Annotated in this window: 19 protein-coding genes; 7 read left to right on the plus strand and 12 right to left on the minus strand. The window is 44.3% G+C overall.

Annotation, left to right across the window (positions count from 1 at the left end; all coding sequences use genetic code 11):
• Nucleotides 1-775 precede the first annotated feature (775 nt).
• Nucleotides 776-1,753, plus strand: coding sequence for an NADPH:quinone reductase (locus ACRRSX_RS20010; RefSeq protein ID WP_432455832.1), 978 nt, complete (start codon nt 776-778; stop codon nt 1,751-1,753).
• Nucleotides 1,754-1,978: 225 nt separating this feature from the next.
• Here ACRRSX_RS20010 and aqpZ read toward each other — a convergent pair whose 3' ends face one another.
• Nucleotides 1,979-2,680, minus strand: coding sequence for an aquaporin Z (gene aqpZ / locus ACRRSX_RS20015; protein WP_432455831.1), 702 nt, complete (start codon nt 2,678-2,680; stop codon nt 1,979-1,981).
• Between the two features lie 262 nt (nt 2,681-2,942).
• On the opposite strand from aqpZ, the gene ACRRSX_RS20020 reads away from it, so the two are divergent.
• Nucleotides 2,943-3,482 carry a YfaZ family outer membrane protein gene (locus ACRRSX_RS20020; RefSeq protein WP_432455830.1) on the plus strand — a complete coding sequence of 180 codons (540 nt, stop codon included), beginning with the start codon at nt 2,943-2,945 and terminating at the stop codon, nt 3,480-3,482.
• Nucleotides 3,483-3,935: 453 nt separating this feature from the next.
• Nucleotides 3,936-5,609, plus strand: a complete 1,674-nt coding sequence (leuA, locus tag ACRRSX_RS20025) for a 2-isopropylmalate synthase (protein ID WP_432455829.1) — start codon at nt 3,936-3,938, stop codon at nt 5,607-5,609.
• A gap of 37 nt (nt 5,610-5,646) precedes the next feature.
• On the opposite strand, the gene ACRRSX_RS20030 is transcribed toward leuA, so the two are convergent.
• Nucleotides 5,647-6,126, minus strand: coding sequence for an FKBP-type peptidyl-prolyl cis-trans isomerase (locus ACRRSX_RS20030; protein WP_432455828.1), 480 nt, complete (start codon nt 6,124-6,126; stop codon nt 5,647-5,649).
• A 235-nt stretch (nt 6,127-6,361) separates the two neighbouring features.
• On the opposite strand from ACRRSX_RS20030, the gene ACRRSX_RS20035 reads away from it, so the two are divergent.
• Nucleotides 6,362-6,796 (plus strand): hypothetical protein, encoded by a 435-nt coding sequence (locus ACRRSX_RS20035; RefSeq protein WP_432455827.1) that lies wholly within the window; start codon nt 6,362-6,364, stop codon nt 6,794-6,796.
• Here ACRRSX_RS20035 and ACRRSX_RS20040 read toward each other — a convergent pair.
• From ACRRSX_RS20040 to ACRRSX_RS20055, 4 genes are all read right to left on the minus strand, one after another.
• Complete coding sequence (locus ACRRSX_RS20040) at nt 6,766-7,137, minus strand: sirohydrochlorin chelatase (protein ID WP_432455826.1); 372 nt, start codon at nt 7,135-7,137, stop codon at nt 6,766-6,768. The two genes, ACRRSX_RS20035 and ACRRSX_RS20040, sit on opposite strands and share 31 nt — an antisense overlap.
• 557 nt (nt 7,138-7,694) lie before the next feature.
• Nucleotides 7,695-7,967, minus strand: coding sequence for a nucleoid-associated protein HU-alpha (gene hupA / locus ACRRSX_RS20045; protein ID WP_432455825.1), 273 nt, complete (start codon nt 7,965-7,967; stop codon nt 7,695-7,697).
• A 166-nt stretch (nt 7,968-8,133) separates the two neighbouring features.
• Nucleotides 8,134-8,718, minus strand: a complete 585-nt coding sequence (locus tag ACRRSX_RS20050; protein ID WP_432455823.1) for a YjaG family protein — start codon at nt 8,716-8,718, stop codon at nt 8,134-8,136.
• A 401-nt stretch (nt 8,719-9,119) separates the two neighbouring features.
• Nucleotides 9,120-9,359 (minus strand): TIGR02922 family protein, encoded by a 240-nt coding sequence (locus tag ACRRSX_RS20055; protein ID WP_432455822.1) that lies wholly within the window; start codon nt 9,357-9,359, stop codon nt 9,120-9,122.
• Nucleotides 9,360-9,600: 241 nt separating this feature from the next.
• Between ACRRSX_RS20055 and ACRRSX_RS20060 the strand changes: the two genes are divergently transcribed.
• The gene (locus ACRRSX_RS20060) at nt 9,601-9,813 is read left to right on the plus strand and encodes a DUF4177 domain-containing protein (RefSeq protein ID WP_432455821.1); all 213 of its coding nucleotides are present in this window, start codon (nt 9,601-9,603) and stop codon (nt 9,811-9,813) included.
• A 4-nt stretch (nt 9,814-9,817) separates the two neighbouring features.
• Nucleotides 9,818-10,081 carry a hypothetical protein gene (locus ACRRSX_RS20065; protein WP_432455820.1) on the plus strand — a complete coding sequence of 88 codons (264 nt, stop codon included), beginning with the start codon at nt 9,818-9,820 and terminating at the stop codon, nt 10,079-10,081.
• Between the two features lie 115 nt (nt 10,082-10,196).
• Here ACRRSX_RS20065 and ACRRSX_RS20070 read toward each other — a convergent pair whose 3' ends face one another.
• The 5 genes from ACRRSX_RS20070 to nudC all read right to left on the minus strand — a co-directional run bounded on the left by ACRRSX_RS20070 (nt 10,197) and on the right by nudC (nt 13,930).
• Nucleotides 10,197-10,370, minus strand: a complete 174-nt coding sequence (locus ACRRSX_RS20070) for a PLDc N-terminal domain-containing protein (protein WP_432455819.1) — start codon at nt 10,368-10,370, stop codon at nt 10,197-10,199.
• Nucleotides 10,371-10,639: 269 nt separating this feature from the next.
• The gene (locus ACRRSX_RS20075) at nt 10,640-11,425 is read right to left on the minus strand and encodes a sulfite exporter TauE/SafE family protein (protein ID WP_432455818.1); all 786 of its coding nucleotides are present in this window, start codon (nt 11,423-11,425) and stop codon (nt 10,640-10,642) included.
• A 229-nt stretch (nt 11,426-11,654) separates the two neighbouring features.
• Nucleotides 11,655-11,801 (minus strand): hypothetical protein, encoded by a 147-nt coding sequence (locus ACRRSX_RS20080; RefSeq protein ID WP_432455817.1) that lies wholly within the window; start codon nt 11,799-11,801, stop codon nt 11,655-11,657.
• A 168-nt stretch (nt 11,802-11,969) separates the two neighbouring features.
• Complete coding sequence (gene hemE, locus ACRRSX_RS20085) at nt 11,970-13,034, minus strand: uroporphyrinogen decarboxylase (protein WP_432455816.1); 1,065 nt, start codon at nt 13,032-13,034, stop codon at nt 11,970-11,972.
• A 104-nt stretch (nt 13,035-13,138) separates the two neighbouring features.
• A complete protein-coding gene (gene nudC / locus ACRRSX_RS20090; protein WP_432455815.1) occupies nt 13,139-13,930 on the minus strand; it encodes an NAD(+) diphosphatase in 792 nt (263 codons plus the stop codon).
• Nucleotides 13,931-14,111: 181 nt separating this feature from the next.
• On the opposite strand from nudC, the gene rsd reads away from it, so the two are divergent.
• Nucleotides 14,112-14,591, plus strand: coding sequence for a sigma D regulator (rsd, locus tag ACRRSX_RS20095; protein WP_432455814.1), 480 nt, complete (start codon nt 14,112-14,114; stop codon nt 14,589-14,591).
• Between the two features lie 100 nt (nt 14,592-14,691).
• Here rsd and fkpA read toward each other — a convergent pair whose 3' ends face one another.
• The gene (gene fkpA, locus ACRRSX_RS20100; RefSeq protein ID WP_432455813.1) at nt 14,692-15,501 is read right to left on the minus strand and encodes an FKBP-type peptidyl-prolyl cis-trans isomerase; all 810 of its coding nucleotides are present in this window, start codon (nt 15,499-15,501) and stop codon (nt 14,692-14,694) included.
• Nucleotides 15,502-15,613: the final 112 nt, after the last annotated feature.

Here is a 15,613-nt window from a genome sequence, read left to right on the forward strand (position 1 = left end):
ATAAGGTGATTTAGGCCACCCTGAACGGGGAAGCTTTCGCCTGATCGGCGATGATCTCTGTGTGACAATTATTGAGTGTTAGTATAACTGAACGAAGTCTTACAAATTAACGAGTTAACTCCGCGAAACGTTGTTCTTCAGTCTTTTTGTTTTGTAAGTAGCTTAATGCCACCAAACCCATTAATTCCATCATAATTTTTCTCTCTTTAGTAAAAGTTTAACTCAGTTGATCAATCAGATTAACGATTCAGTTGCTTAACACTGGCGTCATCGTGTTTTTTGTAACCTAGGTAGCTAAGGGCGACCAATCCAAATAAATCGTACATAATATTTTCCTTTTGCTTGTAAATGACTAGCGATTACGTTGCGCTTGGCTTTGTTGATTATTGTTTGCTTGTGATTGTAATGCGTAAAATAAACCAAATAATTCCATAATATGTTCACCTATTGTTTTGTTTGCTTCAATCTTAAAAGTCGCTAACTATGTAAAGTGTTTTTGTTAGTAACTTTCTCTCTTGGGATTAATATTATGCGACATAGCACACAATTAACATTACGTTTTTTCATTTTAGTCTTACTAAATTTCACTTTAAGTAATTAAATTACCAAAAAATCATTTGAAAGGCTTTCCAAACCACAGCGCAGAGCGAATTTGTGAAAATTGTTAACTATTGTTTGATAAAAAAATTTCGCAAGTATTTTCTTAAACCGTTACAAATGAGAAAACTGCGGTATGCTAATCCACTAACCGTCACTGCTATATAAGGGAGAAACGATGCAGGCAATACAAGCGCAATTCCATGGCGACCAACTGAAGCTCAATCAACTGCCAGACCTCGTTGCAAATCAACAACAAGTGCTAATCTCAGTCAAGGCTGCTGGGGTCAACCCAGTAGATACTTATATCGTAGCCGGTAGTAATAACTACACCGCCAACTTCCCACACACGCCTGGAAAAGATGCCGCAGGCGTGATCATTGCCGTGGGTGCTGACGTCACAGGCCTAAGTCCCGGACAACGAGTTTATTGCGCAGGAACACTCAGCGGTGCCAGCGCTGAACAATGCTTGGCCAGCCCGCAACAGGTTTATCCTCTATCGAATCACTTAAGCTTCGAACAAGGTGCCTGTTTAGGTACACCATATGCTACAGCTTGGCGAGCTCTGTTTATTCGAGCCCATGCTCAAGCCGCAGAAACGGTGTTTATTCACGGCGCGAGCGGAGGCGTCGGACTCGCCGCAATTCAACTCGCCAAAGCTGCGGGTTGTCGGGTTTTTGCCAGCGCTGGCAGCGAAGCCGGTTTAGCACTACTCAAACAACAAGGTGCCGATGTGGTGGTAAACCACCATCAAACGCAACACTACCAACAACTGCAACAAGCCGGTGGGGTGGATGTAATATTAGAGATGCTAGCGAATCAAAACTTAGGCGATGATCTACCGCTACTCAATGCAGGAGGACGCGTGGTTGTGATCGGTAGCCGAGGCAGTGTAGAGATTAATCCTCGAGATCTCATGGCTCGAGATGCTTGTATTATGGGAATGGCCTTAGCGCACGCCGATAGCGCACAGCTAAAACAGATCCATACGGCCCTTTATGCAGGTGCCGAAGCGGGATTTGTTCGCCCTGTGATAGGACAAAGTTTTGCTTTGGCCGAAACCAGCGCCGCTCATCAAGCCGTGATGCAAGCAGGCGCTCACGGCAATATTGTGATCGACACCCAGCAGACTAAGGATACCGTTAGTCACCAGTAACTCGACAACATAAATAGTCCGTCTCTCAATGGGTCCCGCTGCGACCACTCTCGATGCGCAGCGGCTTTAGAAATAAGATAAACCTTGAGAGCTATTTTATAGACTCGAGGCGTGAGGCGAAAAAGTAAGCCTAAGAAATATTGCTTCCCCTACTCCCTCGACAACCAAAATCTGTTGATCCTTGGAATAACATGAGTGATGAAGGATCAACAGCCCAAATCAAGTTCATTCTTTCTTCGCGGCAATTTGTTTATACATCAAACCAGCACAAACCGCCCCAACGAGTGGTGCAAGCCAAAACAACCATAATTGACTTAAGGCAATCCCCCCTTCGATTAAGGCAGGCGCAGTGCTACGAGCCGGATTCACCGAGGTATTACTCACCGGAATAGATATTAAATGGATTAAAGTTAATCCCAAACCAATCGCCAAGGGTGCGCCCCCCACTGGTGCACGCTGATCAGTAGCCCCTAAAATTATGAATAAAAACATAAAGGTCATCACTATTTCACAAATAAAGGTTGCGACTAAACTATAGCCTCCTGGTGAATGCAGGCCGTAACCATTACTCGCCAAACCATGGCTAGCCAAATCATAATCAGCGCTACCACTGGCAATCAAGTACAAAATAATTGCGCCCACAAATCCGCCAAGTAACTGGGCACAAATATAAGGAAATACATCAAACTTAGAAAAACGCCCTGCCACCATTAAACCGATGGTGACCGCAGGATTAAGGTGACAACCAGAGATATGCCCAATGGCATAAGCCATGGTGAGAACGCTCAGACCAAAGGCTAGTGATACCCCAACCAAGCCAATCCCTACCTCAGGAAAAGTCGCCGCTAATACAGCACTACCACAGCCCCCTAAAACCAACCAAAAAGTACCAATCCCTTCTGCAACTAAACGATTGAATAACGGCATGTTTGCTCTCCTTTTCAAACATAGGCTTCACAGTAGCAACTTGCCACTGTCGCCTAAATATAGGCCACTCCTGCCAAGCCTACCGAGTTTTTACTCCCCTGCCCGTTCAGTTCGATACAGTTTCTCGCTTAACAGATACAAGACGAGAGAAATCGAAATAAATACAAAGAACTAAAAAAATACAACAGTAAAGACAAATATAAAAAATATAGCTACCATTGCCACACTTTAATCCGAAAAACAATTCATTAATAGGACGTTTATGTTTAGAACTTATATTTTAGCGGTTTACATCACCATACTCACTATTCCTACTGTCTATGCGAGTGAATTTAACTTTGAACTGAATGATGATGCCTTCAGAGCTGGTTTTACCAGCGCGATAGGGCCTGCAGCTGAGGTGTCGGCAAACTATATGTACTCTCGACCTGAAGGCGATTTAGCAGAGCTAGGGATCAAGGCAACCCACCAGCAGGACAATCATAAATTTGCAATTGGCACTAAGTTCAACAAATTGTGGGCAAATCATCACGCGAACGCGCATGCCGTAACCATTGGAGGAAACTACGCCATTCTCATTGCCCCAGATTTAACAATTTCAGGAAGTGCTTACTACGCACCTTCGGTGTTAGCCAGTCATGAATTAAGTCGTTACTACAACTTAGATGCAAGAGTGGCTTATTCGCTGATGCCCCATGCTAACGTGTACTTAGGTTACCGTAGCATTCAGTTTCACTATCGTTCTGCAAACGATTTAAGCTTTAATAAAGGTTTCTATATCGGCGCAGTAATTAAGTTCTAGTCCTCAGAGGCCTGTTATGTTCAGCTCTGAGATGAAAAACAGGCCAAGTGCGACGCCATTCCTGATGTTTCTTAATTCACCATCTAGTCCGTATCTATCTAGCCACAGCGCCTTCACTCGCGCCTAGCTCTTTTCAGCGTCGACAGTGAAGCAGAGCCCCCAAAACAAATGCCATAGCTTTAAAATTCAAGCAAAAGCTTCTAAAAGGGGTAATAAAATCAAAAAATCGTTATAGATTGAAATAAATAACCCTAAATTAACTTTATTAAACCATAACTCGCAAACACTCACTCAGCAGATTTCCTTATACTTTATTCATCACTCTCCACTTGAGAATTTTAAATGAAATTACCATTTGCCATATTTCGATTAATTAGCCGTCAGCGCACTCTCTAGCCTCGCGCTGGCGGTCCGTTGGGCTAAATTCATTCAATTCAACTGTAGAGATAAATCATGTCCACTTTTAATTATAAAAAATACCAAGCCTTTCAGAAGGTTCACTTACCTAATCGACAATGGCCCAATAACAGTATCAGTCAAGCACCACAGTGGTGTAGTGTGGATCTTCGCGATGGCAATCAGGCCTTGATTGAACCGATGTCGGTGGAACAGAAAAAAACCTTGTTTGCGCTTCTGGTGAAGCTCGGCTTTAAACAGATCGAGGTTGGTTTTCCTGCCGCATCAACCACCGACTACGATTTTGTGCGATGGTTAATCGAGACCAATCAGATCCCGGAAGATGTCTCCATTCAAGTATTAACTCAGGCCCGTTCGGGCTTAATCGAGCGCACATTTGAAGCACTAGCCGGAGCGAAAAACGCGATTGTGCACCTCTATAATTCAACCTCGAGAACACAGCGCGAGAAGGTATTCAAACTGGATAAAGCGGGTATCATTAACATAGCCGTCACTGGTGCAAAAGAACTACAGCGGCAGGCCGAATGTTACCCAGAGACTAATTGGCAATTTCAATATTCACCAGAAAGCTTTACTGGAACCGAACTCGATTTCTCGGTGGAAATTTGTAATGCGGTGGTTGCCCAGTGGCGTCCTTACACCAACAATAAAATAATCATTAATATTCCAGCCACAGTTGAAATGTCGATGCCTAATGTTTACGCCGATCAAATAGAATGGTTTATCCAGCACATCGACCATCGCCAAGATCTCGTGATTAGCCAGCATACCCACAATGACCGCGGCTGTGGGATCGCCGCAGCTGAATTGGGGCAACTTGCCGGAGCCGACCGAGTGGAGGGCACCTTACTCGGCAATGGCGAGCGCACCGGAAATATGGATATCGTGACGATGGCAATGAACCTATACAGTCAAGGGATAAATCCGGAGTTGGACTTGGCCAATATCGATGAAATAGTACAAGTGGTCAAACACTGTACCCAGTTGCCAGTACATCCACGTCATCCCTATGTTGGTGAATTGGTATTTACCGCTTTCTCTGGCAGCCATCAAGATGCCATTAAGAAATGTTTAGAACAGCAGCAAACTGGCGCGCCTTGGGATGTGGCCTATTTACCGATCGATCCTAGTGACTTAGGTAGAGATTATCAGGAAGTGATCCGTATCAATAGCCAATCAGGCAAAGGCGGGATCGCCTATGTCCTTGAGCGAGACTACGGCATTCAACTGCCTCGTTGGGCGCTCATTGAGTTTAGTGCAGTGGTACAACAAGACGCCGAGAAAACGGGTGAAGAAATCACCCCAGAAAAAATATGGCAGCTATTCCAGCAGACTTATTTAAAGCAAAGCCATGCCTATCAACTTGGCCACTACCAAATCAGCTACCAACAGCAAGAACATTTACAGGTTGTATTACAACGGGATGAGCAAACCTGCAGGATTGAAGCCAATGGCAATGGCGCACTGGCCGCCTTTGTCAACGGACTACAGCAGGAATTTGGCTTCACTATCGAGGTTCTCGACTACACTGAACATGCCTTAAGTAGAGGAGCTGAAGCGGAAGCGGTATGTTACATTCAAACTAAGATCGCGAATAAACGCTATCTTGGGGTCGCCATCGATAAAGACATTCTCACCGCGAGCTTAAAAGCGATGTTATGTGCCTTAAATCAAGAGCTGAGCATATCCGCTCAGCTGGAAATGGTCTAGTTAGCTGCGCCATCTGATGTACGCTCAGCCATAAGACTTAGTGGTGATGCCCACCCGCACCGTGGGCATGACCATGCGCCAATTCTTCAGCGCTTGCTGGACGAGCCTCAATTAATTTGATAGCAAAGTCGAGATGTTTACCCGCGTAGGGATGATTGGTATCAACGGTCGCCATAAACTTCCCAACCTTAACCACGGTTACCTGACGAGGGCCTTGCTCAGTTTCCAAGAGCGCAGCCATCCCAGCTTTCCAATGCTTAGCGCCTTGCAAGTGTTTTACCGACACGCGCTGCTCTGCATTTTCATCACGCACACCGTAGCCATCTTCAGGCGCCAAACTTAGCTTGATTTCTGCGCCAGCTTCTAGGCCTTCTAAGGCCTGTTCAATCGCAGGAATCATCGAATTATGGCCGTGCAGGTAAGCGACCGCATCTTGGTCGGTCGCTTCCAATAACGCGCCGTCGGTTTCATGCAGAGTATATTCAAAACGCACCACACTATCTTTTACAACTTTCATGGTCTTCTCTCAAGATGGAAATGTTGCGCTACTACAGCAGAATCGGCGGAGTTTGCCAAGTATTATAGTTATCTTAGGGAAAATGGAAGTAAACAATAGCGAAACGTATTTGTGTACAGCTCAACAAATTAATGTATAACTATTGACCAGCATTCACCGATCAGCCAGTATATTCATAGGAAGCCTATACAATGTCGTAAATCAACAAGGAGGTTACTACCGAGAGAAGTTGATTGTGAGTATAGATAGCAGCATAAACACCCCAGACGATTACAAATTTCAGTGCTCTACATCTAACGAGTTAGCTGAAGCCCTATTTTCTCTACATTCCCTCCCTAGCCAAGCGAATATCGATGAATTGGCTCAACTGAGTTTACAAGTCAAACAATTAAGCCCAGTAAAGCAGCTCAAGCGACTGCATCATGCAGCAGAGCAACAACAACTATTTAAGTGCTTCACTGCTAGTCCTTGGTTTTTTCAAGAAGGTGCCGACTATTTATATCGCCCTGAGCTATTGCTGAATGCGCCACTGACTCAAGTAATTTTGTTGCTTAAAGAAACCTTAGGTCATCGCCATTGGCACAACTTATTACAAATGGCACATCCTCATTATGTTCCGCAGTTACTGGCACGCTTACGTCAATTTGCCACGGATTGTTCTAGGGATTGACACACAAATGCAGCTAAGCCATCAAACCCTCCCAAGTGTGGTAACAAGGTGATGTTTAAGCCCGCATGACTTGCTTCAGCTTGCTGAATAATTCTTGGTAAATCATTCACCACATGAGTACCCGCAGCCAAAAAATGAGGATATAAGGTAATGTTAACAATACCGGCAGCGACACACATATTGATCTGCTGACTAATTGATGGTTCGACTAATTCTAAAAATGCCGCATGAGTTTGCTGATAGCTAGGCAGCTGCCCTGCCATTTGAGCCGCTAAGTCAATCACTTCTTGATTCGATTGCTGACGGCGGCTGCCATGAGCGACAACTAATAACGCTTTCATATACTTCCTTAATTTAGAATTCAACGATGGCAAAGATTCATCACAGCCAGAAAGAGATACCCAATAATACCAATCTGATTCACTATATGAACAACTTATTGCGTAGAATAAATCTGCCGATAACGAGGCATCGAATGCAGTAACTAGTGGCTCTAATTACAAAATACATGACGCAGTTAGCGGTGATTTAGGCCAGCAAAAATCAACAGATAATGACTTAGATTGATATAAGCCTTCACTGAAATAAACAGAAATGCCAATGCAGCTAAGACAGCTAAGACAGCTAAGACAGCTAAGACAGCTAAGACAGCATGACTATATTGGAAAAGGTCGTGGAGAGGAAAGTCTAAAGGAGAGCGGTGAGAAAAGAAACACTAGCCCTTAAAGGGCTAGAGCTAGGGGTTAAACTTTCGAGATCCATCATCAGCACTTAAAACTTTATGGAGCGCTATTGGCTTAGCGGCCTAAGCTAGATACCGCTCGTCGTGACGAAAATGTTTTTATCTCGAACAAAGATCAAGCACGAAAGCCCAACATGCCCTAGTGTCAAAGCGCTATTATTTAACAGCTTCTTTTAAAGCTTTACCAGCGACGAACGCAGGTACATTAGCAGCAGCAATTTGGATCTCAGCACCAGTCTGAGGATTACGACCAGTACGTGCTGCACGGTGGTTAACTTTGAATGTACCAAAGCCGATTAGCTGAACTTGATCGCCTTCTTTAAGTGCGTCGGTCACAGCACCTAAAGTTGATTCCAAAGCCAATTTAGCTTGAGCTTTTGATAGGTCAGCTTTTTCTGCAATCGCATCAATGAGTTCAGTTTTATTCATAATATCTAAATCCTTTACGTTCGTTTAAATAATCCAGCTTCACTTTAAGAGAAAAAAAAACCCTGCGCAAAGAATTTTTCCACTTTCACGCCTTATTTGACGGGGCTTTAACCAATTTATGCGTAAATAGTCACAAAATCATCCATAATCTTGGCGACGACACCATTTAATTGTCTTCTAAACAGATCCCCAGATTACTCACACCTTGGTTCAACGCGAAGGTTTTCAAAATTTCCACCCCCGATTTCCCTTTCTCTAAATGGTCGATCATATCCAGTAAATCAGTTTGAAATTCTAGCTCTTGTTGGACTAAGTCTTGCAGCAGCATCGCATCTTCATCGAGTTCCCCCAACTGCAATTCTAACAGGCTCAAAACACTCGCTAAGGAAGTCTGACTAGCTTGTTCTGCTTCCTGGCCTGTCGGCTCAAGTAAACAACTCAATAAGCATTCAACCACCACACAACAATCTAACGCTGGATATACTCCATACATGTCAAACAATTGAGGATCTGGGATCAGCGTTTCGAAGCGCTCTCGCTGAACCGAAAAGTTAATTTTAGTTTGCGGGTGCAAAGCACTTTCCCAAAATAACGCCAGTAAACGACGAAAATCAGCCTCATGAACTTGTTCTGTCGCCTGACAAAACAATAAATAATTAGGCGACATTCGCTGAAGTAGGGCCAAACAATATAAGGATTGCTGCTTAGTCGATAACTTCGCTAAGCGGTCGAGATCACAAGGGGTTAGCATTATTTGCTCCACACTAAGTAAAACGATTAAGGTCATCAAATGCTGATTAGCTTACCATCAACCGCTCTGGTTCACTAAATTTTGAGCCCCCGGTGAGGCTCGATAATACAGATGACAATAAGAAAATATGAGCTGAAAATCATCCGCAGAGGAATTGACCTAGCCACTTCTGAAAGCGTAATTTTTTGCGATGTGCCACTCACAAGCCTTGGGACATAAAATATGCAGCAAGCCCGCAAGCGATGAGCTCGTAACTGAACGGAATAAATGGCTAGGAGATTAACTTAACAACTCAGACCAAATATTGAGAGCGACTATTTGGTAAATTGCTAGTTTTTGCAAGAGTATAAAAAACAATGAACCGCGATAGTCACTCGCGGTTCATCTACGGTGGAATAGATTTACTCCCCTCCATCATCAAAGGCAATTTGCTTCTCTAAGTCAAAAGCCGCGAAAGCCCGGTCTCCTAAAGAGTTCAGAACCTTCACCTCACCTTCCAAAATAGCGATAATAATCTTCCCAGCTTTCTTTTCGTTAGGGATAACCACTCGACCTTTTTCACTCTGACCTAAATCAGACAAAACCTGCTGCTGTAACAACAAGGGATTATCTTCGTCGTAATACAGCATCGTTACTTTCATAGCTTATCCCTAACAATTGAGGGTTAATGAATTCAATTTGAAACCCCATATGGCAATCGCAGTATTATATAACAAATATGTAACGTCAACCAAAGTAGTCTCATTCTCTCGCCCTGCTTCACGGCACAAAGGCCCCCTTTCGAGCAAACTTAACCCACACTTGTGATTGAACTATAACTATGGTTTTGACTATAAGCTTAGCTTATAGTCAGCCAATTACTATTTTAGATTAGGAATCATCATGGCTTATCAAGAATACAAAGTTATCGCTATTACCGAAGGTGCCTTAGGGACCTTATTTCTTGGCGCTTCCGGTATGCCCTTGCAAAAAGTAGAGGCAACGCTTAACAAAGAAGCCAGCAATGGCTGGCAATTAGTATTTCAAGTAATTGAAAATAGACGATTTTGGCTATTTTGGTCTAGAGAAACAGTGATCGTCACCTTAGGTCGCTAAACGAATGACCCGACGTGATGATTTAGAAGTACAACAAGAACAACTACGCGCAGAAATACGTCAGCTGCCCGCCCCCTTACGCCAACAATTTTACCAATTGTGGGAAAAACAGGTAAAAGATCCCGACAGCTATGCTGTTCTCAACTATCTATTTATCGCGGGTTTACATCATTTCTATTTGGGTAAATGGCAACGAGGCCTAATCAATTTAACGATATCATTAATGGGACTAAGTATATTGTTTAGTCCCTACTGGATATGGGGGTGAGTCTATTGTTGCTGGTCAGTCTAATTGAACTTCCAGCATTATTTAGAGCCGAGCTGATCTTATTAGAACATAACAATAAGAGCATGCAGACTCTATTGAAACAAATCGTTAAGCGCTAATCCTTGGGGCCTTTAAACAGCCACAGTAGCAAGCCAAGTATCGGTAATAAGCAAATTAAAAATACCCACAAGTATTTGCGTCCGACTTCGGCGCCACTTTTTAATGTACGAATGATAGCGAACACGTCGCCGATTAAAATCAGCATCGCGATTAGCAATGACAATGACATTGTGATTCCTCTATTTTCAATTTGAAACGTTTATCATAATACTCGCGCTGATTGTGATTGACCCAGCACATTCTAAATCAATTTGTTGACGTCACTCTATCACGATTTGCGAACATGGGCTGGCCATCATATCTTAGGGATGCAACTGCAATTGCTAGACGAGTAATGACGGCTCACAATAAATCCAACGACAGACAAATACACCATAACGTATCTCTAAACCATTCGTGACTAGGCGGGAATAACGTCATCTGATTGCTCAGCCAAAGCTAAGTACTCAATAGTTTGATTGCCATCAGTAATAATAACACAGCAAAAGCTTGTTTTAATCGCTTCGCTGGCAATCGATACGCCAGGCGACTCCCCACTCGAGCAAACACCGAACTCGTCAATACAATGCCCAACCACGCCGGTAAATAAACATAGCCAATGCTTCCAGGCGGTAGTTCAGCCAGTCCCCAACCGTTGTAGATATAGGCTGAAGCCCCGACCAAAGCAATAGGAATACCACATATCGCAGAAATCGCTACCGCTTTTGGCGCAGCTAAGCCGTACCAGCTTAAGCAAGGAAACAAAATAGTCCCCCCGCCGATGCCAAACATCGCAGAAATGCCGCCAACAAGCGCACCCAGCACACTGGTCCCCCACTGCTGAGGAAGACTTCGTTGTGCCTTAGGTAAACGCCCAAAGCCCATATACCATGCCATGAGTAACAGAAATCCGGCAAAATAATAGCTTAAATGCCGAGCTTGAAGCTGCCCGGCAAGCCAAGCCCCCGCGCCAGCACCAAGCAGCAGCCCCAGCATTAAACGGCGAGCGATCAACCAATCAATCGAACCTCGACGATAGTGAGCATAACTAGCGCTACTCGCGGTAAACAAAATCGTCGCCAAGGAGGTGCCTATCGCTAAATGAATTGCCGATTCGCTAGCAAAGCCCATCGCAGCAAAACTACTGATAAGCACTGGCACAATCACCAAGCCACCACCGATCCCAAACAACCCCGACATCAGCCCAGCAACCGCACCAATCAATAAAAAACTAATGAACGTCACGACCTAACCAACACTCCACCTGATAATGCCGCATAGTCTGCTTGAAACAATGCAGTGGCGCAAAGTTTTCTAAAGATTTCGGAGCGAAGTGAGCGTTCGGAATGAATTTTGAGCATCGTTGCCGCGATGTACTCGCTGTTTTGCAACCTTAACCAACTTCATCTTACCCATATTCGTTTGGATAAGTCGCGCATCGCGATCTGCTTTTAATATCAAATCAACCCAGAGCCTATCTCGACAGATCGATAGGTTCCTGATCTAAATATTTTGGTAGGTAAGATAATACTTGAGGCTCACCAATGCTTTTCAGTTTTACCATGGCAATCACGAGTAACACCAGCATCAGTACGACGATTAATTGAAAGGGTGATTTCATAACAACAAATTCTCTATTACGGCCTATAAACCACTTCATCCGTAAAGAGTTCCACGACAGCGGCTACTATAGCAAAATCCGTTACTATGGCATAGCGAAACAAAATAGCAGCTGCGCGAAGCGCATCTGCTATTGGCTGATTCATTCCCGCTAATCAAACATAAACCGTTATTGGTGATAACCACGACTCAGTTCGTGTACCGCATCGATAAACGCACCCGCATGCTCGGGATCAACATCTGGGTGAATACCATGTCCCAAGTTAAATACATGCCCAGAACCTTCACCAAAACCGTCTAAAATATGCTGAACCTCTTGTCTAATACGAGAAACCGGAGCATATAACATCGATGGATCCATATTGCCTTGTAAAGCGACCTTATCTCCCACACGTCGCTTAGCATCGGCGATATTAATCGTCCAGTCTAAACCAACTGCATCACAACCAGTCGCCGCGATCTGCTCTAACCACTGCCCACCATTTTTGGTAAAGAGAGTCACAGGAACCGTCCGGCCGTCGGCTTGACGGGTCAAACCATCGACAATTTTATGCATATAACGCAATGAAAATTCATGGTAGTCGCGCTCCGATAATACGCCGCCCCAAGTATCAAAGATCATTAACGACTGAGCTCCGGCCGCCACTTGGGCATTCAAATACAAGATCACCGAATCGGCTAGTTTGTCGAGTAGCAAATGTAGCGTTTGTGGCTCACTGAAGGCCATCTTTTTAATACCACTGAAAGACTTAGTCGTACCACCTTCCACCATATAAGTGGCGAGCGTCCAAGGGCTACCAGAAAAGCCAATCAACGGCACCTCACCCTTTAGCTCACGCTTAATGGTACGAACTGCATTCATCACATAAACCAGCTCTTGCTCAGGATCGGGGATCGGTAAGGCTTGAACAGCGGCAAGGCTGGTCACTGGCCGTTCAAACTTCGGCCCCTCACCACTGGAAAAATACAAACCTAAACCCATCGCATCAGGAATGGTTAGAATATCGGAGAATAGGATCGCAGCATCCAGCGCAAAACGACGTAAAGGTTGCAACGTCACTTCACAGGCCAAATCTGCATCACGGCAAACCGTCATGAAATCACCAGCATCCGCTCGTACTGCGCGATACTCTGGCAGATAACGACCCGCTTGACGCATCATCCACACAGGGGTGGTATCGACAGGTTGCTTCAACAGAGCTCTTAAATAGCGATCGTTTTTCAATGGCGACATTGGCTTTTCTGATTCCTTATAATTTTTAGCTAGAGCATTGTAACGAGCTACTTTAACAACTCAAGACATTAGTTTAACAATTCAAACACTCCCATGAATCACATTTAAAGTGAAGTTTGGGCTAACCAATGTTCAATCATATCGCGAGCAACCGTTCCAAGAGGCGGCAAATGAGGTAAATCGTTCGCCTCAAACCACTGGGCATCAGCTAATTCTCGGCGATCAATCTTTAACTCACCATCGGCATATTCTGCAAAATAAGCCGCCATCAATGAATGAGGAAATGCCCAAGGCTGACTCTTCCAATAACGCAAATTTTTAAGTTTAAGCCCGGTTTCCTCATGAGTTTCACGATGTACAGTTTGTTCTAAGGTTTCTCCCGCTTCGACAAAACCTGCAATCGCGGTATAAATCGGTTGTGCTTGTTTTTGGTGACGACGATGATTAGCCAGTAATAACTGAGAACCATGACTAATTAATACGATAATGCAGGGCGAAACCCGCGGATAGGCGCGAAATCCACACGCCGAGCATAACATGGCTAACTCCCAATCTACTCGTGTCATCGCATGACCACAACAACCGCAAAATTGATGAGTTTTTAAAAACAAAGCAAACTGCTGCGCCTTACCGACGAGGTTAAATAGTTGCGAGTTAAGCAGCGACATGCTGCTACGCAGATCAACCCACTCGCCCATCCCGAGGTCCTGAGGATGCTCGAGTTCTAAACGCAAGCAGGGCTCACCTTTATAGCTAGCAAATTGCTCTACTCGACTAAACTCTAATGCAGGTAACGGCAAATCATCAATATCTCCATAGGGCAAGCGTTCACCCTGCGCAATCACCAAAATTTGCTCACCACAGGTGAAAAACCACCAGCCAAATTGCTTACTCACACCACGTTCCTTGCTCTTAAATTTGCTTTATTAGCAAATAATGAACAAGCTTAAACAACTTAACAAGCTTTCCCTGCAGCAAATGTTTAGCCACTCCGCAGTTAAACTAAATATCAGTTGACGAAAGCTTCGATTTTCTTTAGTTATAGAGCTAACGTTAATAGTTTCAGGAGCCATGCCAATGCTAAGAAAACTAGAACAAGCCCAAGCCAAATGGGGCGGTGCGAGTCAAGTCATTGATGCTTGGTTACTCGCCAGAAAGCAATTACTTATCACTTATTGTAATCTCGCGGGGCTACCTCCCTATGAAAGTAAGGAGCGTTCACTGCCGAGTCCCGAAACAATTAGTCATTTTTGCGAACAACTCGTTGATTATGTTTCCACGGGCCACTTCGAAGTTTATGAGCAAATTGTGAGTGGATGTGCTGGTGAAGGCGATAGCCAACCCGCTGAAAAATTACTGCCACAGATCAGCGCAACCACCGAAACCGCGCTCCGTTTTAATGATCAGTATGCCGAGGTCAATGAAGACTTAGAGTTTGCCAGCTTTGATAGAGATTTATCAGAACTTGGGCAGGAAATGGAAGAGCGTTTTGCCATTGAAGACCAGTTACTGGACCATTTATATCAGCATAGTCAGCAAAGTGCTGCGGCCAAATAATCAAGTTGCTCACGATTTAAATACGACAAGCTTTAACGCTAAAAACAAAAATGCAGTGCTAGGCACTGCATTTTTAGTATTGCTCAATGCTTAATTAAACTTAACTTGCTGGTTGCTCTTTCGCAGCAGGAGCATCAGCTTTTTCAATATCAAGCAACTCAACTTCAAATATTAAAGTAGAATTTGGCGGGATACTGCCTGCACCATTTTCACCATAACCTAAGTCGGAAGGGATAAAGAACTTGTATTTCGCACCCTTAGACATCAATTGAACACCCTCGGTCCAACCAGGAATCACTCGGTTTAATGGGAAGGTTGCTGGCTCGCCACGATCATAAGAGCTATCGAAAGTCGTGCCATCGGTTAGCGTCCCTTTGTAATGCACAGTCACCGTATCTTCTGCGCTCGGTTTATCACCTTCAGCGGCGGTCAAAACTTCATATTGCAAACCAGACTCGGTCACAGTCACGCCTTCACGCGCGGCATTGTCAGCTAAAAACTTATCACTCTCAGCTTTTGCCACAGCAGCGTCTGCTGCCGTCTTCTTCTCGACTAAACCGGCTAGTTTTTCGTCTAATTCTTTTAAAGTAGTTTGAATGTCTTCTTCAGACATCAAAACTTCACCGCCTAAACCATCTTGCATTCCTTTGAGCACTAAAGCGTTATCTAACTCAAGGCCTAGCTCTTTCTGCTGCTCTAAAGTACTCGCAATATAGCGTGATACTGATGCACCGATCGCGTAGGCTTGTCGCTGCTCGGCACTTTCAAAGGCAGCTTTAGCTACCGTGCCCGCGTCAGTTTTCTCGAGGGAAACTTGCTCTACCGCGGGCGCTTCAGCTTTTTCGTCTTGACAACCAGTAACAGCAAAAATAGAGGCGGCCAAAACCGACACGGCAAAATACTTTTTCATTCAATTTCTCCAATAGAATCGCATTAATCTGCGGCTTAGCGAACAAGATCACTATGAATTATTAAACACTTAGCCTACAAAACTCTTATACTAACCCTATTAGTCAACACAA

The sequence above is a fragment of the Agarivorans sp. QJM3NY_30 genome (assembly GCF_050870855.2).
GTDB lineage: Bacteria > Pseudomonadota > Gammaproteobacteria > Enterobacterales > Celerinatantimonadaceae > Agarivorans.